The following is a 16,254-nucleotide window of genomic DNA, read 5'->3' on the forward strand; positions in this document are numbered from 1 at the left end:
GCGCGCACCGCAGTCTCGTACGCGCGGGTCCCGAGGGCCCTCGGTCAGCGCGACCTGGTACGCGCGCCGCGCCGACTGCCGAACGACTCCATCGTCGTGGCCTTCTTCGCCGGGGTCGTGCTCGCCGTACGGGACCGGGACGCCGCCGACTGGGAGGCGGTGCTCTTGCGCGTCGCCGCCTTTTTCGTGGTCGTCTTCTGCGCCGGTGCCGTCGCGCCGGTGGCCTTACCGGCCGGTGCCTTCTTCGCTGTCGCCCGGGTGGCTGTCGAGGTCTTCTTGGCGACCGCCGTTGCCTTCTTGACCGCCGGTGCCGTCTTCGCGGCGTTGCCGGTCTTCGGGGTGGTGGTCTTCTTCGCCGCCGTCGCCTTGGCGGTGGGCCGACGGGTCGGCGTGGCCGTGGCGGAGACCGCCTTCTTGCGGGCGGTGCGTGGGGTCGTCGGTGTCGGCTTCCCGCCCGGGGACTTCGCGGCCGTGGCTCCGGTGGCCCGCTTCGTCGCCGTCGCCACCTTCTTCGCCGCCACCTTGGCCGGCGGTGGAACCTTACGCGCTGTGGTGTGCTTCCTGGCTCGTCCTGCGTCCGCCATTCGTCGCTCCTCGGGATCTGCCGTGGACGCACGGTCTTCCCGACACCGGGCCGGTCAAACGCGGCCGTAGCGCCTCACGCCGTGCGGGTCGCGAACACGATCACGTTGTCGACATACTCGCCGCTGTCCTGGTCGAACCGGCCGCCGCAGGTGATCAGGCGCAGCCCGGCGACGGCGCCCGGGCCGTACACCAGGTCGGTGGGAAAACCGTCCTTCGGGTACGCCACGACACCGTCGACGGCGAAGCGGACCACGGTGGCGTCGGCCCGGGCGATGTGGATGGTGTCGCCGGGACGCAACCGTCCCAGGTCGAAGAAGACAGCCGGCCCGACCGGAGAATCGACATGGCCCACCAGCACCGCGTTGCCGATCTCACCGGGGCTGACACCGGGGGAGTACCAACCGGCCACGCCGGGTCGGTCCAGCGGGGGCACCTCCAACGCCCCGGCCGGGTCGGCAGCGACCGCAATCAGTGGCGCGCGTACGCCGATGCGGGATATCCGGACCTCGACGGGGTCGGCGCGCGGCAACGGCGACAGACTCGGCGCCGTCACCGCCCGGGGCGGCACACCGGCGACGTCGGGCTGCGGCGGCCGGGGCGGCAACCGCGCCACACCGGCTCCGACCAGCGCCAGCCCCGCCACTGCGGACAACGTCACCAGGAGGCGACCGAGCCGATGTCCCCGCATTGTTTCGTACCTCCTGTGATCGGCCTGCCCTGGCGGTACTGCTCATCGCCGCCGGCGGGCCGGTGCTCGGCCATGCGTCGCCGGTGCAGGCAGACGCGGACGGGTGCCCGTGCCGGGCTTGCGGCGCGGGCACCCGTCGTCGGAGTCTGATCGCTCAGAGCGTCGCGGCCTCGGTTGCGTGGCGACGGCGTCGGGCCAGGATGACCGCGCCGCCGAGCGAGGTGACGAGCAGAGTCGCCCCAGCGGCCATGGTCCCGCCGCCGGTGTCGGCCCGACCGCCGGCCTGCGCGCCGCCGATCGGGGTGACCGTGAAGGTCGCGCTACCGTCGGCCGTACCGTCGCCGCAGGTGGCAGCCACGGTGTACGTCCCCAGGGTGAAACCGGCGGTGAACAGTTCGGCGCTCAATCCGCCGCCGGCCGCTGCGGTGGTGGACCGGACATTCTGGTCACGGTCCGGTCCGGTGACGTGGAAGATCGCATCGCCGGAGTTCGGGTTGCAGTTGGTCGCAGTGAGCACGACGGTCCCCCCGACCGGGGTGGTCGACGGCGACACGGTGGTGTCGGCCAGTGCGGTGCCCGGCAGCAGCAGCGCCCCGAGAGCGATACCCCCCGCCACTGGTACGAGAACATTGGTTGCCTTCATACGCGCTTCCCTCACTTTTCGTCCGCTGACTACGTAGGACGCTGCTCGGGTGGCCAACTCCGCGACTAGCACCGGTGTGCCCAACACTAGGGGGCCTTGCCCCCCGATCCGATGAAAATGAGAAATCCCCGTTAACGTCCCATGTCCTCCGCTCGCCGCCCCAGACACACCCCCTCGCCTGCCCCGCATGCGCCTGCCCCGCCGATTCCTGCCCCCGGACCCGCCGGCCCTCTGACAGTGAATCCACCCCTGCCTCATTTCGGCCCCGCGCCCGTTCCTCCCCAGGTCCGCTCGCGCCGCCGCCCCGCCCTGTCCCCGAGGGCCTCGCGCCCGTTCGGTGCGCCGACCTAAAGCACCCCGCTGGCCTGTGTCTGCATCGCCGAATGTCCGTTGTGTCCGCCTACATTCGCGATCCGCTCACGTTCGTCGCGGTGATCGAATCCGTTACGCCGGAATGGCGGTTTCCCGCCGCCCCGGATCCCGCCGTTTCGGCGTAACGGCGATGGTCCCGCCAGGCCATGCCGCGCGATGACTGTGTGGACTTCTGCGTCTGCCGCATGATGAGTCGAATGTCCGGCCTTGGCGATCCTGGCTATGACGGCTTGCCCGGCCGTGCGCTGCCCGCCCCAGCCCCTCTCTGGAAGACCAGTCCGTGCGGCGTTTGAGGGTGGGCCCGTGGTGTGGAGTCAAATGAGCGGTTCACGGCAGGTCCGGTTTGGGGCTGTGGGGGTGTTGGTGCGTGGCATGTCCGGTCCGGCGTGAGGGCATCCGGGGAATGGTGGTGGCGGCCAGGTCGTTGTACATGTCTGACCGGCTGATGGAGGCTTCCGGAGCAGGCCAGATGGCTTCGTGGTTGGCCCGGCCCCCGGGAATGATGGTGGGTGGTCGGTCGTTGTACATGGTCCCGGCGCCGCGATGGTTTCCCGCCCCGCGATGTGCGCGATGGGCTCCGCCCCGCGAGTGAGCCGGTGAACCTTCCCCCCCTTTTTGAGCGCCTGACGGCGTTTGCATGCACCTGTCCCCCGTGGTGTGTGTCTACCCCCGAATGGAGCTTGGTGATGAACTCGATCTTCCGTAAGAGCGTGCTGGGTGTTGCTGGTCTGGCTTTCGCCGGTGGTGTGTTCGCCGGTCCGGTGGCGGCTCACGCCGACACCACCGAGGTGAGGACCACCCCCGCCGTGGTGCAGGCTGAGAAGCCGGATGCGGGCAAGTTGATCCCGCATGGTGTGCAGGGTGCGCAGTCGCGTATCGATCTGAACGGTGAGCAGGTCGCGAACACGAAGGCGATCATCGCGGCGACGAAGAAGGCCGGTATGGATGAGCGTGCGGCGGTCGTGTCGATCGCCACCGCGTTGCAGGAGTCGAAGTTGGAGAACCTGGGTCACCTGGGTGACCGTAACGACCATGACTCGCAGGGCTTGTTCCAGCAGCGTCCGTCCAGTGGTTGGGGCACGGTGGAGCAGATCACCGACCCCGAGTACTCCACGACCGCGTTCCTGAAGGGTTTGAAGCAGGTTGATGGTTGGCAGGACATGCCGTTGACCAGGGCCGCGCAGACGGTGCAGGTGTCGGCGTACCCGGATCACTACGCCCAGTGGGAGCAGCAGGCCGCTGACCTGGTCGCCAAGTACTGGAACAGCTGACCCCAAAGACATTCCTCCACAGGGGGAGCAAGAAACCATGTGGCCGGCACCCGAACCTGGGTGCCGGCCACATGGCGTCTACCCACCTACCCCGACAACACCCACGGGGCCGCCGAAAGCGGAGGCCGACGGGATGGACGAAGGCCGACCGGGTCGGGTTGGGGCGACCGTGCCCGGCGTACGGATCAAGCCTGACCGCCCGAAGCCGGGCACAGCCGCCCCAACCCTCCACCGCAACCACCCCACAACAAGGCACGATCACCCCAGAGCCCAAAGGGGCCCCCTGCTGCACGGCCCGCTGGATGTGGCAGCGTGGCCGGATGGGTTCCGTGCCGTTGGAGGTCGACCTCGCCCTGCTCGGTGGGGGTGGGGCGGCGTCGCTGGTGCTCGCCGCCCTGGCCCGGCATGGCGTGCGCGATCTGCGTATTGCTGTGGTCGATCCGGTGCACCGGCGCGGTCAGGACCGGACCTGGGCGTTCTGGGACCGGCCCGGAAACGACCTGGACGAGTTGCTCAGCGCGAGTTGGTCGCGGGTCGAGGTGGTCACCGCCGAGAAGCAGCGCGTCCTCGACGTCGCTCCGCTGCGGTACGCGATGCTGCGGTCGTCACCGATCTACGACCGGGCGGCCGAGGCGGAGCGACTGCTGGGCGTGACCCGCGTGGTCGTCAGTGCCGACACGGTGACCGATCATGGGGACGGGGTGCTGGTGGGCGGCACCGATGGGCCGGCGCTGCGGGCCGGCTGGGTGCTGGACTCCCGACCCCGACCACCCGAGCGGCCCGGGCGGACGAACTGGTTGCAGCATTTCCGCGGGTGGTGGCTGGCGGCGGACCGTCCGTTGTTCGACCCGACCCGTGCCGTGTTGATGGACTTCCGTACGCCGCAGCCGACCCGTGGGGTGTCCTTCGGGTACGTGCTGCCGGTCAGCAGCCGGTACGCGCTGGTCGAGTACACCGAGTTCTCACCGGACCTGCTCACCGGGGCGGCGTACGACCGTGCCCTCGGCGGCTACTGCGACCTGCTCGGTCTGGACCCGGCCCGGTTCACCGTGGGCGAGGTGGAGAACGGGGTCATCCCGATGACCGACGGGCCGTTCGTCGCCCGCCCGTCACCTCGGGTGGTACGCCTGGGCACCGCCGGCGGTGCGACCCGCCCGTCCACCGGGTTCACCTTCGCGGCCATGTACCGGCAGGCCGACCAGGTGGCCCGGGCACTGGCTGCCGGACGGCCACCGGTGCCGGGTCCGGCGTACCCCCCTCGGCATCGCTGGATGGACGCGGTCGCGCTGCGGGCCCTGGACCGTGACCTGGTCGACGGCCCCGCGTTCTTCGCCCGGTTGTTCGACCGTAATCCGGCGTCGCGGGTGCTGCGGTTCCTCGACGGTGCCACGAGTGTGGCGGAGGACCTGGCGGTGATGAACTCGACCCGGCTGGTACCGATGGCTGCGGCGGCCGTGGGCGATGCCGCCGGTCGGCTTCGCGACCGGGTCGTACCGTCGCGTCGGCCGGCCTGGCGGGTGCCCCCGCCGGTCGTCGGTTCGGATCCCTGAGACCACGGGTCGAGGGGTGGGTCGCGGGTCCAGGGTTCCCGCGGGCCCGCGTGGCCGGTCGTCGGTCGGTGCAGGTGGCTTCGGTAGGTTTGGTGGCATGGTGGACGAGGCGGCCGGTCGGGTCGTGCAGATCTGGACCGACGGCGCGTGCAGCGGAAACCCTGGCCCGGGTGGCTGGGGCGCGGTGTTGCGCTACGGCGCCCACGAGCGGGAGATCTGCGGTGGGGAGGCCACCCCGACGACCAACAACCGGATGGAGCTGACCGCCGCCATCAAGGCTCTGGAGAGCCTGACCCGGCCGGTCACTGTCGAGTTGCACACCGACAGCACGTACGTGCGCAACGGCATCACCAGTTGGTTGGCGTCCTGGAAACGTAACGGCTGGTTGACCGCGGCCCGGCAGCCGGTGAAGAACGCCGACCTGTGGCAGCAGTTGGAGGCGGCCTGCGCCCGGCACCGGGTGACCTGGCTGTGGGTCAAGGGCCACAACGGACATCCGGAGAACGAGCGGGCCGACGCCCTGGCCAACCAGGGCATGACCGAGGCGCGATCCGCCACCGTGTGAACGGGCCACCCTCGTCGCCAGGCGACCGAGAACCGGTAGCCACCGACGCGGTGTCGGCGGGCGGTCAGCGTCGTCGGGTGCGGCGGGGGGTCAGCGGCAGGGCCGACCAGTGGGCGGGCCGACCGAGCCGGACCGGTAGGCGGGTCTGCCGGTCACCACGGGCCGCGTCGACCTGAGCCTGGTGCAGGAACAGAGCATCGGACAGATCCGCGCCCCGCAGGTCCGCCCCGCGCAGATCGGCACCGGTCAGGTCGGCGCGGGTCAGGTCGGCGCCGCGCAGGTCCGCCCCGATGAGCGTCGCGCCGCGCAGGTTCGCCCGACGCAGGTCGACCCGGCGCAGGTCCCGGCCGACGAGCACGGCACCCCGGTGGTCGGCGCCGGCGGCGCCGCCGCGAGTGCGGGCCAGTTCGGCGGTACGCGACAACAGCACGTTGAGCTTCGCCCGGTGCCCGTCGACGTCGAGGGCGAGCAGATCCTGCGGGCTGCCGGCGGCCACCGCATCGGTCTCGGCCAGCGCGGCGGACAGCTGCGCGGCCAGGTCGGCCGGTGGCCGCAACCGCAGTGCCTCGGTCAGGTACCAGAGCAGTTCGTGCAGCGAACGCATCACCGCGAAGACGTCGAACATCTGATGGGCGTGCTCCGGCGCGTTACGCCAGTCCCGGCCACCGAAGGTCTGCTGCGCCACCCGCTGACCGGCACCGAAGCAGTCGAAGACGGTACACCCGGCGAAGCCGCGCTCGCGTAGCTCGGGGTGGATGCCGCAGCCGAAGTCGGTACGCAGGTTGCGGCACGGCTGGCCGGCGGGCTTGTCGTGCGCGAAGTCGGCGGACGCGGCGAACGCGGGGGCGACGCAGCAGAGGCCGAAGCAGCGGGCGCAGTCGGCGCGCAGCCCACCCTCCACCGCCCCGACGCCGGGAACCGCCCGCCCTGCGCCGGCCCGCCCCGCTGCGGCCCGCTCTGCGCCGGTGCGGCCGGTCGTGCCTGCGGTCGGGTCCGCCGTGGCCGCTCCGGTCATCTCCGACACGTTGGCCGCCCCTTCTCGCTGATCCGCTGCCGGTACTCATTGTTCCCGCCGGGCCGGCCCGGCCGCCCACGGGTCGAGGCGCGGGCATCGGCGTCGATCAGGGGACCTGTCGCTGGTCGGTACGGGCCCAGCGGAGGAGCGCGGTGAAGGACAGCGCGGCGGTCACCGCCCCACCGGCGAGTCGTACCCAGTGCCCGGCGACGAACTCGTCGGCGACCTGGCGCAGGTACTCCGGTGAGTGCGTGCCGGCCGGATCGACGAACATGATTTCGTTGCGGGGCCAGAAGAAGACCACTGAGAACAGGAACTCGCAGGCGACGAAGACCACTGTCGCGGCGGCGATCCACCATCGCAGACCGCGCTGACGCCAGCTGAGCACCGTCGCGGCGACGCTGAGCAGCACCACCGAGGCGCCCAGCGGGGGGAAGTAGTCGCTGGGGCCGCTGACGGCGAGGAACTCGCGGGCCCGCTCCAGCGAGGCCGGCGGGTCGTGGAAGATGTTCGGGTAGAGCATGACCGTCTCGGCTGCCACTCCACCGAACGACATCATGGCCGCCCAGGTCAGGCCGACGAGGGCGAGCCAGATGAGTTTGCCGCGCATCGCATCCTCCCATCGGTGCCCGGACGGGCACGCTCGATCTGGTGCGCGGCCAACGGTAGGTGCGCCGACGGTGCTCGCCTGCCGTCCACGGACCCGGATCCGGGTCGCCTTTCGGCGTACGACGGTGCCGGGCCGGCACGTCGCTGGGCGTACCCCGCCCTGATGCGCGGGTAGGTGTAGGCACCACGAGCGTGGGTAGCCGCCGCGGGTGGAGCTGGTCGAGGAGTCGCCGTACCGTTTCCGGATCGACCGGCGTGATCCGATGCGGGTCCCGGGGGTGATCTTCGCGTCCCGCGCGTTGCTGCCCGATCCGGTGGCCGACCGGTCGCTGGAGCAGGTGGCAAACGTCGCCACCCTGCCCGGCATCGTCGGCGCCTCGTACGCCATGCCCGACCTGCACTGGGGCTACGGCTTCCCGATCGGCGGGGTGGCCGCCACCGACGTCGCGGTCGGCGGGGTGGTCTCGCCCGGCGGGGTCGGCTTCGACATCTCCTGCGGGGTCCGGCTGCTCGCCGCCGACCTGGACCGCGACGAGCTGCGGCCTCGGCTGGAGGCGGTGATGGACGCGCTGAGCGCGGCCACCCCACGCGGTATGGGCAGCGGCGCGGTGTGGCAGCTCACCGGCCGCGACGAGCTGGACGCGGTGCTGCGCGGCGGCTCCCGGTACGCGGTGCAGCGCGGCTTCGGGATCGAGCGGGACCTGCTGCGCTGCGAGGACTACGGCGCGGTGCACGACGCGGACCCGGCACAGGTCAGCGACCGGGCGATCGAGCGCGGCGCCCACCAGGTCGGCAGCCTCGGCTCCGGTAACCACTTCCTGGAGGTCCAGGCCGTCGACCAGGTGTACGACGTACCGGTGGCCGAGGCGTTCGGGCTGCGCCCCGACCAGGTCTGCGTGATGATCCACTGCGGTTCGCGCGGGCTCGGCCACCAGATCTGCACCGATCACGTACGCGCCATGGAACAGGTGATGGGCAGCCACGGCATCCAGGTGCCGGACCGGCAGCTGGCCTGTGCTCCGGTCGCCTCGGCGGCCGGTCGGGCGTATCTGGGTGCGATGGCCGCCGCAGCGAACTACGCGCGAGCCAACCGGCAGCTGCTCGCCCACGCGACCAGCCGGATCTTCGAGCGGGAGACGGGCCGGCGGCTCGACCTGGTCTACGACGTCTCGCACAACCTCGCCAAGATCGAGGAGCATGCGGTCGACGGGGCGGTGCGGCGGTTGTGCGTCCACCGCAAGGGCGCCACCCGGGCCCTGCCGCCCGGCCACCCCGACCTGCCCGAGGAGTTGCGGGATGTCGGCCAGCCGGTGCTCATTCCCGGCTCGATGGGCACCGGCTCGTACGTGCTGACCGGGGTGGCGAACTCGCCCGCCTTCGCCTCCACCTGCCACGGCGCGGGGCGGGTGCGCAGCCGCAAACAGGCGGTCGCGGCGGGCACGGGCGGGGATCCCCGCGCCGAACTGGAGGCCCGGGACATCGTGGTACGCGGGGCGTCGCGGCGCGGCCTGGCCGAGGAGATGCCGGCGGCGTACAAGGACGTCTCGGCTGTCGTCGAGGCGGCCGAGGGCGCCGGGCTGTGCCGCAAGGTGGCCCGGCTGGTGCCGTTGGGTGTGGTCAAGGGCTGAGTCGCCGCAGCCGTCACACGTCCAGGGTCACCGCACCGGACCAGCCCGCGTCGTTGCCGCCGAAGCGCAGCTCGTGCAGGGAGACCGCCTTCGGTACCGCGCCGGTCAGCTCCACCTCGCCGGTCGCGGTGACGCCCCAGCGCACCCGCAGGCCACCCGCGTCGTCGGTGATCTCGGTGACCAGCGGCAGTTCGTCCGCCGTCTCCATCCGGTAGATCACCTCGTCGAGGACGGCGACCAGCAGGTCCTCGTCGGCGGCCGGTGGCGGGCGGAACTCCCGTTCGGCGTGGGGTCGGGCACCGGCGAGGTCGGCGAACGACTCGACCATCGCGGTGACCGCCTCGGCCAGGCAGCCGGCCCGGTCCGGCGCCCACGCCTCGATGCGGACGTCGGCGGTGTGCGGCACCAACCGATGCCCGCGTGCTGCCCCCATGCCCCGAATGATGCCGCCCGCCGGACCGGCGCGGTGACCGCTCTCACCGACGGGTCGGGCCGCCGCAGGCGATCACCGTTCGGCGGCGACCAGCTCCCGGGTGGCCGGTGCGACCTCGGCGGCGAACCGCCGCAGGTCGTCGGGGTCGTCGCTGGCCAGGATGAAGGCGCTGACGCCCTCGGTCAGGGCGAGGTCGGCCAACTCCTCGGCCCACTGCTCGGCCGGGCCCTGCAGCGGGCCGCTGCCGGTCGCGGTGAACCGTCCGCTGATGTTGAGCAGCCGGCGTACGTCGGTGGGGGAGCGGCCGGCGGCGGTGGCGGCCTCGTCGATGACGGCGTTGCCCTTGGCCAGGTCACCGGGCTGCAGGTAGGGCAGCGACGGCAGCCAGCCGTCGGCCAGGCGTCCGGTCAGCGCCTGCATCCGTGGCTTGTACGCCCCGATCCAGACCGGTACGTCGTGGGCGGGGGCCGGACCGCGTTTGGCCCCGATGACCCGGTGGAACTCGCCGTCGACCCGCACGCCGCCCCGTGCGCCGGCGTCCCAGACCTGGCGGATGATCTCGATCGCCTCCTCCAGCGCCCGTACCGCCTGCCCGGGGGAGAGGCGTCGCCCGCCCATGGACTCGATGGCGTCCCAGAATCCTCCGGCGCCCAGACCGAGTTCCGTGCGGCCACCGCTGAGCAGGTCGAGGCTGGCGATGCTGCGTGCGAGCACCGCGGGTGGACGCAGCGGCAGGTTTGTCACGTTCGCGGCCAGGCGTACCCGGCTGGTCCGGGCGGCGACGAAGCTCATCAGCGTCCAGGTGTCCAGGTACGCGGGCTGGTAGGGATGATCCTGGAAGGTGACCAGGTCGAGCCCGACCTGCTCGGAGAGCATGGCGAGCCGGACCGGCTGCGTCGCGTCGGCGCTGCCGGGGGTCAGGAACGAGCCGAAGATCAGGTCGTGTCCGTAGTCGCTCATCGCGGTCGTCCTTCCTGAGAGCGGAGAACGCCAATGCTATGCCGGTCAGAACATGTGTGCTCAATAAAGTCTGTGATCTGGGCTAACCTTGGGGCATGAGCGGTCCCCACGGCGACGACATCCACACCGACCCGATCACCAACGACTTCGGGTGGATGCTCGGCGTCCTCTTCCGGGCCCACCTCCGCGGCGCCGAGCACACCGTCGGTGACCTGCCCGGCGGGCCCCGCGGTTACCAGGTGCTCGTCGCCGCCGACCGGGAGCCGGCGCGTAACCAGGGCGCGATCGCCGAGGAGTTGGGCATCGACCGGACCGTGCTGACGTACCTGATCGACGACCTGGAGCGCGACGGGCTGCTGTCGCGTCGCCCCGACCCGGCCGACCGGCGCAGCCGGCTGGTCGTCGTCACCGACGCCGGTCGGGCGGCGGCCCGGCAGCGGCGGGAGGCGTTGCGGGACGTCGAGACACGCCTGATGGCGGCGTTGACCGACGAGGAGGCGGCCACCCTGCGGGCCCTGCTGCGCCGGGCGGCGTGCGCGGCGCAGGCGGCCGACCCGTTGACCGACCTGTGTGCGGTGGCCGAGGTGGTGGCGGACCCGCCACCGTCACGCCGCCGCCCGGCGACCCGCGCCACGCGCAGCGGGACCCCCCGCCGCACCGCCGAGCCGTAGCCTGCATCGGGTGCGGATAACGAAGTACACCCATTCCTGCGTCCGGCTCGAACTGGACGGCACGGTGCTGGTCATCGACCCCGGCACGTGGAGTGAGCCGCGGGCCCTGGCCGGCGCCGACGCCGTACTGGTCAGCCACGAACACACCGATCACGTCGACGTGCTGCGGTTGGCCGGTCTGGGCGTGCCGGTCTTCGTACCGGAGGGCGCCGTGCTGCCGGACCTGGCCCGGCTGCCGGTGACCCGGGTGCGACCGGGGCAACGCTTCACCGCCGCCGGGTTCGAGGTGACCGCCGTCGGTGGACGGCACGCCACCATCCACGGCGACCAACCCGACTGCGTCAACCTCGGCTATCTCGTCGACGACGCCGTCTACCACCCGGGCGACTCGCTGCACCTGCCGGGTCGGCCGGTGCGGACCCTGCTGGTCCCGGCGCAGGCGTCCTGGCTCAAACTCACCGAGGCGATCGACTTCGCCACCGCGGTCGGCGCGACCGAGGTGTTCCCCATCCACGACGCCCAGCTCAACGACCGGGGCCTGGCCAGCGTCAATGGCTGGTTCACCGAGACCGTCCCCGGCTACCGGTACCTCGCCCCGGGCGAGACCGCCTGAGGGCACCCCCGGTCGCGTACGGGATCGGCGCAGCCCTGCCGGCCACCGGGCGGGCCGGATACCCTCTGGCGAGGGGTCACGGCAGGAGCGTGCGATGAGCGACAAGACGGTGTCCACGATGCCGGCCGTGTTCTTCGGCCATGGCAGTCCGATGAACGCCCTGGAGGTCAACCGGTACACCGCCGCGTGGCGGGCCTTCGGCCGGTCGGTGCCCCGGCCCCGGGCGATCCTGGTGGTCTCCGCCCACTGGTACATCGGTGCCACCGCGGTCACCGCGATGCCCCGCCCGAAGACGATCCACGACTTCTACGGCTTCCCGCAGGAGCTGTTCGACGTCCGCTATCCCGCGCCAGGCCTGCCCGAGCTGGCCGAAGAGGTAAGTGACGTGGTGCACCCGACCTGGGTGGGCGCCGACATCGACTCCTGGGGCATCGACCACGGCACCTGGTCGGTGCTGGTGCACGCCTTCCCCGAGGCGGACATCCCGGTCGTGCAACTGAGCATCAACGCCTTCAAGGGCCTCGACTACCACCTTGAGCTGGGCGCGAAGCTCGCCCCGCTGCGCGAGCGCGGAGTGCTTGTGGTGGCCAGCGGCAATGTGGTGCACAACCTCGGTGGCGTCGACCGTCGACTGGTCGACCAGGGCTTCGACTGGGCGCAGCGCTTCGACGAGGCGGCCAAGGCGACCATGCTGGACGACCCCACCGAGGCCGGTCACCTTGACGCCCACCGCGACTTCGGCCTCGCTGTGCCGACACCGGACCATTTCATCCCGCTGCTCTACCTGGCCGGCCTGGCCGGGGCGGCCGGGCAGGGCACCGAGGTGCTGGTGGACGGGTACGCCTACGGGTCGCTGTCGATGACCGCGTACACCCTGGGTCTGCCCGGCCGGGCCACCGAACCGCTCGCCGGCGCGCCGACGCTGCCCGACGCGGTGCCGCCGGACTCCGCGAACATCTGAACCCACTACCCTTGCGGACATGGCAGCCTCCACGCCCTTCGCCCGTGGACGGGAGGCCGACGTGTACGCCCTCGACGGCGACCAGGTCCTGCGCCGCTACCGCGAGGGCGCAGAGGTGACGGTCGAGGCCGCCTTCATGGCCCACTTGTACGCGGTCGCGCCGCTGCCCGGCACCGGCGAGCAGGCACCGATCCTGCACCTGGACCTGCATCCGGAGAACGTCATCCCGGTCAACCGCTCGCCGCGGAAGCCGGGCACCTGCTTCGCGCCTACCTGCGGGCGATCGGTGACCATACCGAGCCGCTTGTCGACGAGGCGGTGGCGATACGCCACGCCAACACCACCCTGAGCCCGGCGGAACGTGCTCTGCTGCCCACGGCGGCGGCCCTGGTCACCACCGCCCGCCAGGCCGCGCTGGTCCACCCCACCGGATAGGGTCCCCAGGCAGCGTCTCGCGTACCTGGAGGAAGATCAGATGGCCCCGGACCACGTCGACGTGCTCATCGTGGGCGCCGGGCTGTCCGGCATCGGCGCGGCCTGCCAGTTGCGCCGGCACTGCCCGGACAAGACGTTCGCCGTGCTGGAGGCCCGCGACTGCATCGGCGGCACCTGGGACCTGTTCCGCTATCCGGGCGTACGCTCCGACTCCGACATGTCCACCTTCGGCTACTCCTTCGCCCCGTGGCAGGCCCCGAAGGTGATCGCCGAGGGCGCGACGATCCTCGACTACCTGCGTCGTACCGCCGACGAGCACGACGTCACCCGGCACGTCCGGTTGCGGCACCGGGTGCTGCGGGCCGACTGGGACAGCAGGCAGGCCCGCTGGACGGTACTGGTCCGCCGCGACGACACCGCCGAGACACTCACCCTCACCTGCTCCTTCCTGTACGCCTGCACCGGCTACTACCGTTACGACGCCGGGTACGCCCCGCAGTTCACCGGGCAGGAGCAGTTCACCGGCCAAATCGTGCATCCGCAGCACTGGCCCGCCGACCTCGACCTGCGCGACCGCCGGGTGGTGGTGATCGGCAGTGGCGCCACCGCCATCACCCTGGTCCCGGCGTTGGCCCGGCAGGCCGCCGAGGTGACCATGCTGCAACGCTCACCCACCTACGTGCTGGCACACTCCAGTGACGATGCGCTCGCCGACACGCTGCGCCGCCGGTTGCCGGAGCGGCTCGCGTACCCGCTGATTCGCTGGAAGAGCATCCTGCTGGTCACCGCCATCTACCAGCTCAGCCGGTGGGCGCCCGGGCTGGTGCGGCGGGCGCTGCGCCGGCGAACGGCCCGCGCGCTGCCGGCCGGCTACGACGTGGACCGCCATTTCAACCCCCGCTACGACCCCTGGGATCAGCGGTTGTGCGTGGATCCCGACGGGGACCTGTTCGCCGCGGTGTCCGCCGGTCGGGCCACCGTGGTCACCGACACCATCGACCGTTTCACCACCGACGGCATTGCGCTGACCTCCGGTGTCCACCTGCCGGCCGACGTGGTGGTCACCGCCACCGGGCTCGACCTGCTCCTGCTCGGCGGGATGACACTGCGGGTGGACGGCGTCGACGTCGACGTGGCGCAGACCGTCGCGTACAAGGGGACGTTGCTCTCCGGGGTGCCGAACTTCGCGTTGGCCTTCGGCTACACCAACGCATCCTGGACGCTGCGGACCGACCTGGTCGCCGAGTACGTGTGCCGGCTGCTGCGGCACCTGGACCGCACCGGCACGCAGGTGGTCACCCCGCTGGCCCCACCCGACGATCGCCGGGCGCCGCTGGTCGGGCTCACCTCCGGGTACGTGCGCCGGGGCGTCGATCGGCTGCCCCGGCAGGGTCATCGGGCACCGTGGCGGGTGCGCCAGAACTACCTGCGCGATCTGCTGCTGCTGCGGTTCGGGCGGGTCACCGACCCTGGGGTCCGATTCAGCCGGGCCGACTCGGCACTACGGAGGTCTGTCGATGCGTAGGTTCGACTTCACCGGCGGCACCGCCGTCGTCACCGGCGCGGCCGGTGGCATCGGCGCGGCCCTGGCCCACGGGCTGGCCCGGCGCGGCAGCGACCTGGTCCTGCTCGACCGGGACGCCGACGGACTCGACGCGGTGGCCGCCGCGCTGCGCGCCACCGGTCGGACGGTGCACACGTACCAGGTCGATCTGGCCGACGCGCAGGCCACCGCCGCTGTCGCCGAGCAGATCCGCACCCGACACCCGAGGATCCGATTGCTTGTCAACAACGCCGGGGTGGCCCTCGGCGGGCGCTTCGACGAGGTGACCTTCGACGAGTTCAGCTGGGTCGTCGAGGTGAACTTCCGGGCGGTGGCACAGTTGACCCACGCGTTGTTGCCGGCGCTCAAGGCCGAACCCGGCGCGCACCTGGTCGCCGTCAGCAGCCTGTTCGGGCTGATCGCCCCGGCGGGCCAGGTCGCCTACTCGGCCAGCAAGTTCGCGGTACGCGGCTTCACCGAGGCGCTGCGACACGAACTCGCCGTCGACGGCATCGGCGTCACCTGCGTGCACCCGGGTGGGGTGCGCACCCGCATCGCCCGCGACGCGCGGGTGGGCAGCGGGGTGGACCGGGTCCAGTTCGAGGACGGCCGGCGGCGCTTCGAACGACTGCTCACCATCGACCCGGCGACCGCCGCCGAGGCCATCCTGCGAGGCGTCGCCCGCCGCCGAGGTCGCGTCCTGATCGGCTGGTCGGCCCGCCTTCCCGACCTGCTGGTCCGGGTCGCGCCGGCCGCTCACCGTCACCTGCTGGCCGCCATCGGCCGCGCCGAGACCCGCCCCCGTACCCCCGCGCAAGGGTGAGCACCCCCGCGCGGTTCCGGCACCTCACCGTCGACGGGCGGCGGGTCCATCACCGCGTCGACGGCGCCGGGCCGCCGGTGCTGCTGCTGCACGGCATCGGGCGTACGCTGCGGGACTTCACCGAACAGCATGACCTGCTGGCCGACCGGTACCGGGTGCACAGCGTCGACCTGCCCGGCCACGGCGGATCGTTGCCGATGACCGAGCCGTACACCCTGCCGGCGCTGGCCCGGTTCGTCGGCGCCTACCTGGACGCGGCCGGGGTCGACGAGCCGGTGCATCTGGTGGGCAACTCGCTCGGCGGCGCCGTCGCCATGGGGTACGCGGTCACCCGGCCGACCCGGGTCGCCTCCCTCACCCTGGTAGCCAGCGCGGGTTTCGGCCGCGAGGTGACCCTGGCGTTGCGGCTGATCACCCTGCCCGGCCTGGGTCGGCTGCTGCTGCGGCCCAGCCGTCACACGGCCGGTCGCGCCGAGCGGGCGCTGTTCCACGACCCGACGCTGGCCAGCCCCGAGCGGATCGGGCACACCCTGGCGGTGGCCCGCCGCCCGTACGCCGCACGGGTGGTGCTGGAGACCGCGCGTGGTCTCGGCACCGTGCGCGGCATCCGGCAGCCCTGGCGCGACGAGCTGCTCGGCCGGTTGGCCGGACTCGGCCTGCCGACCCTGGTGGTCTGGGGCGACGACGACCGGATCCTGCCGCCGGCGCACCTGGCCGCCGCGCGTACGCTGCTGCCCCACGCCCGTACCCAGGTGTTCGCCGGCTGTGGACACCTGCCGCAGGTCGAGCGTGCCGAGGAGTTCAGCGAACTGGTGCGCGACTTCTGGGCCACGGCACCCGGGTCGCGATAGCAGCAGGACGACCGCCACGGCCACCGCGCAGCCGGCGA

At 72.1% G+C, this 16,254-nt stretch carries 18 protein-coding genes; 11 read left to right on the forward strand and 7 right to left on the reverse strand.

Translation table 11 applies throughout. The features are described 5' to 3' along the window. Window positions 1-44 precede the first annotated feature (44 nt). The 3 genes from EG812_RS06385 to EG812_RS06395 all read right to left on the reverse strand — a co-directional run bounded on the left by EG812_RS06385 (window position 45) and on the right by EG812_RS06395 (window position 1,889). Window positions 45-584, reverse strand: coding sequence for a histone H1 (locus tag EG812_RS06385; RefSeq protein WP_126711032.1), 540 nt, complete (start codon window positions 582-584; stop codon window positions 45-47). Window positions 585-658: 74 nt separating this feature from the next. Further along, window positions 659-1,273, reverse strand: a complete 615-nt coding sequence (locus EG812_RS06390) for a class F sortase (RefSeq protein ID WP_126711033.1) — start codon at window positions 1,271-1,273, stop codon at window positions 659-661. A 154-nt stretch (window positions 1,274-1,427) separates the two neighbouring features. Further along, complete coding sequence (locus EG812_RS06395) at window positions 1,428-1,889, reverse strand: hypothetical protein (RefSeq protein ID WP_013733964.1); 462 nt, start codon at window positions 1,887-1,889, stop codon at window positions 1,428-1,430. Window positions 1,890-2,974: 1,085 nt separating this feature from the next. Between EG812_RS06395 and EG812_RS06400 the strand changes: the two genes are divergently transcribed. The 3 genes from EG812_RS06400 (at window position 2,975) to rnhA (ending at window position 5,674) form a co-directional block, all read left to right on the forward strand. Beyond that, window positions 2,975-3,559 (forward strand): hypothetical protein, encoded by a 585-nt coding sequence (locus EG812_RS06400; protein ID WP_126711034.1) that lies wholly within the window; start codon window positions 2,975-2,977, stop codon window positions 3,557-3,559. 302 nt (window positions 3,560-3,861) lie between these two features. Then, complete coding sequence (locus EG812_RS06405) at window positions 3,862-5,109, forward strand: lycopene cyclase family protein (RefSeq protein ID WP_126711035.1); 1,248 nt, start codon at window positions 3,862-3,864, stop codon at window positions 5,107-5,109. 97 nt (window positions 5,110-5,206) lie between these two features. Next, window positions 5,207-5,674, forward strand: coding sequence for a ribonuclease HI (gene rnhA / locus EG812_RS06410; protein WP_013733961.1), 468 nt, complete (start codon window positions 5,207-5,209; stop codon window positions 5,672-5,674). A gap of 64 nt (window positions 5,675-5,738) precedes the next feature. Here rnhA and EG812_RS06415 read toward each other — a convergent pair whose 3' ends face one another. Together EG812_RS06415 and EG812_RS06420 are read right to left on the reverse strand one after the other, a co-directional pair. Beyond that, window positions 5,739-6,698 carry a pentapeptide repeat-containing protein gene (locus EG812_RS06415; RefSeq protein WP_233579396.1) on the reverse strand — a complete coding sequence of 320 codons (960 nt, stop codon included), beginning with the start codon at window positions 6,696-6,698 and terminating at the stop codon, window positions 5,739-5,741. Window positions 6,699-6,795: 97 nt separating this feature from the next. Continuing rightward, window positions 6,796-7,299: an anthrone oxygenase family protein gene (locus tag EG812_RS06420; RefSeq protein ID WP_013733959.1), complete on the reverse strand. Its 504-nt coding sequence runs from the start codon at window positions 7,297-7,299 to the stop codon at window positions 6,796-6,798. Window positions 7,300-7,507: 208 nt separating this feature from the next. Between EG812_RS06420 and EG812_RS06425 the strand changes: the two genes are divergently transcribed. Continuing rightward, window positions 7,508-8,926, forward strand: a complete 1,419-nt coding sequence (locus EG812_RS06425) for an RtcB family protein (RefSeq protein WP_013733958.1) — start codon at window positions 7,508-7,510, stop codon at window positions 8,924-8,926. Between the two features lie 13 nt (window positions 8,927-8,939). Here the strand turns inward: EG812_RS06425 and EG812_RS06430 are convergent, their stop codons facing one another. Next, window positions 8,940-9,359 carry an archease gene (locus EG812_RS06430; RefSeq protein ID WP_126711036.1) on the reverse strand — a complete coding sequence of 140 codons (420 nt, stop codon included), beginning with the start codon at window positions 9,357-9,359 and terminating at the stop codon, window positions 8,940-8,942. A gap of 72 nt (window positions 9,360-9,431) precedes the next feature. Further along, on the reverse strand, window positions 9,432-10,319 hold the full coding sequence (locus EG812_RS06435) for an LLM class flavin-dependent oxidoreductase (protein WP_013733956.1): 888 nt from the start codon (window positions 10,317-10,319) through the stop codon (window positions 9,432-9,434). A gap of 95 nt (window positions 10,320-10,414) precedes the next feature. Here EG812_RS06435 and EG812_RS06440 point away from each other — a divergent pair, with 95 nt between their 5' ends. The 7 genes from EG812_RS06440 (at window position 10,415) to EG812_RS06470 (ending at window position 16,216) form a co-directional block, all read left to right on the forward strand. After that, on the forward strand, window positions 10,415-10,990 hold the full coding sequence (locus tag EG812_RS06440; protein WP_126711037.1) for a MarR family winged helix-turn-helix transcriptional regulator: 576 nt from the start codon (window positions 10,415-10,417) through the stop codon (window positions 10,988-10,990). A 10-nt stretch (window positions 10,991-11,000) separates the two neighbouring features. Beyond that, window positions 11,001-11,603 (forward strand): MBL fold metallo-hydrolase, encoded by a 603-nt coding sequence (locus EG812_RS06445; protein ID WP_126711038.1) that lies wholly within the window; start codon window positions 11,001-11,003, stop codon window positions 11,601-11,603. Window positions 11,604-11,697: 94 nt separating this feature from the next. Beyond that, complete coding sequence (ygiD, locus tag EG812_RS06450; protein WP_233579397.1) at window positions 11,698-12,564, forward strand: 4,5-DOPA-extradiol-dioxygenase; 867 nt, start codon at window positions 11,698-11,700, stop codon at window positions 12,562-12,564. A gap of 19 nt (window positions 12,565-12,583) precedes the next feature. Continuing rightward, the gene (locus tag EG812_RS06455) at window positions 12,584-12,913 is read left to right on the forward strand and encodes a hypothetical protein (RefSeq protein WP_199743813.1); all 330 of its coding nucleotides are present in this window, start codon (window positions 12,584-12,586) and stop codon (window positions 12,911-12,913) included. Window positions 12,914-13,039: 126 nt separating this feature from the next. Further along, window positions 13,040-14,524: a flavin-containing monooxygenase gene (locus EG812_RS06460; protein ID WP_126711039.1), complete on the forward strand. Its 1,485-nt coding sequence runs from the start codon at window positions 13,040-13,042 to the stop codon at window positions 14,522-14,524. Beyond that, window positions 14,517-15,365, forward strand: a complete 849-nt coding sequence (locus tag EG812_RS06465) for an SDR family NAD(P)-dependent oxidoreductase (RefSeq protein WP_126711040.1) — start codon at window positions 14,517-14,519, stop codon at window positions 15,363-15,365. Before EG812_RS06460 ends, EG812_RS06465 begins: the two co-directional genes overlap by 8 nt. Next, complete coding sequence (locus tag EG812_RS06470; RefSeq protein ID WP_013733950.1) at window positions 15,362-16,216, forward strand: alpha/beta fold hydrolase; 855 nt, start codon at window positions 15,362-15,364, stop codon at window positions 16,214-16,216. The genes EG812_RS06465 and EG812_RS06470 overlap by 4 nt, the downstream gene beginning before the upstream one ends. The last annotated feature ends 38 nt before the right edge of the window (window positions 16,217-16,254 follow it).

The sequence above is a fragment of the Verrucosispora sp. FIM060022 genome (genome assembly GCF_003977705.1).
Classification (GTDB): Bacteria; Actinomycetota; Actinomycetes; order Mycobacteriales; family Micromonosporaceae; genus Micromonospora; species Micromonospora gifhornensis.

Bases quoted from the DNA above. Each gene is read 5' to 3' on its own strand.
- EG812_RS06385 (WP_126711032.1), bottom strand. From the start codon at position 584: ATGGCGGACGCAGGACGAGCCAGGAAGCACACCACAGCGCGTAAGGTT.
- EG812_RS06390 (WP_126711033.1), bottom strand. From the start codon at position 1,273: ATGCGGGGACATCGGCTCGGTCGCCTCCTGGTGACGTTGTCCGCAGTG.
- EG812_RS06400 (WP_126711034.1), top strand. From the start codon at position 2,975: ATGAACTCGATCTTCCGTAAGAGCGTGCTGGGTGTTGCTGGTCTGGCT.
- EG812_RS06405 (WP_126711035.1), top strand. From the start codon at position 3,862: ATGTGGCAGCGTGGCCGGATGGGTTCCGTGCCGTTGGAGGTCGACCTC.
- rnhA (WP_013733961.1), top strand. From the start codon at position 5,207: ATGGTGGACGAGGCGGCCGGTCGGGTCGTGCAGATCTGGACCGACGGC.
- EG812_RS06420 (WP_013733959.1), bottom strand. From the start codon at position 7,299: ATGCGCGGCAAACTCATCTGGCTCGCCCTCGTCGGCCTGACCTGGGCG.
- EG812_RS06430 (WP_126711036.1), bottom strand. From the start codon at position 9,359: ATGGGGGCAGCACGCGGGCATCGGTTGGTGCCGCACACCGCCGACGTC.
- EG812_RS06435 (WP_013733956.1), bottom strand. From the start codon at position 10,319: ATGAGCGACTACGGACACGACCTGATCTTCGGCTCGTTCCTGACCCCC.
- EG812_RS06440 (WP_126711037.1), top strand. From the start codon at position 10,415: ATGAGCGGTCCCCACGGCGACGACATCCACACCGACCCGATCACCAAC.
- ygiD (WP_233579397.1), top strand. From the start codon at position 11,698: ATGAGCGACAAGACGGTGTCCACGATGCCGGCCGTGTTCTTCGGCCAT.
- EG812_RS06455 (WP_199743813.1), top strand. From the start codon at position 12,584: ATGGCAGCCTCCACGCCCTTCGCCCGTGGACGGGAGGCCGACGTGTAC.
- EG812_RS06460 (WP_126711039.1), top strand. From the start codon at position 13,040: ATGGCCCCGGACCACGTCGACGTGCTCATCGTGGGCGCCGGGCTGTCC.
- EG812_RS06465 (WP_126711040.1), top strand. From the start codon at position 14,517: ATGCGTAGGTTCGACTTCACCGGCGGCACCGCCGTCGTCACCGGCGCG.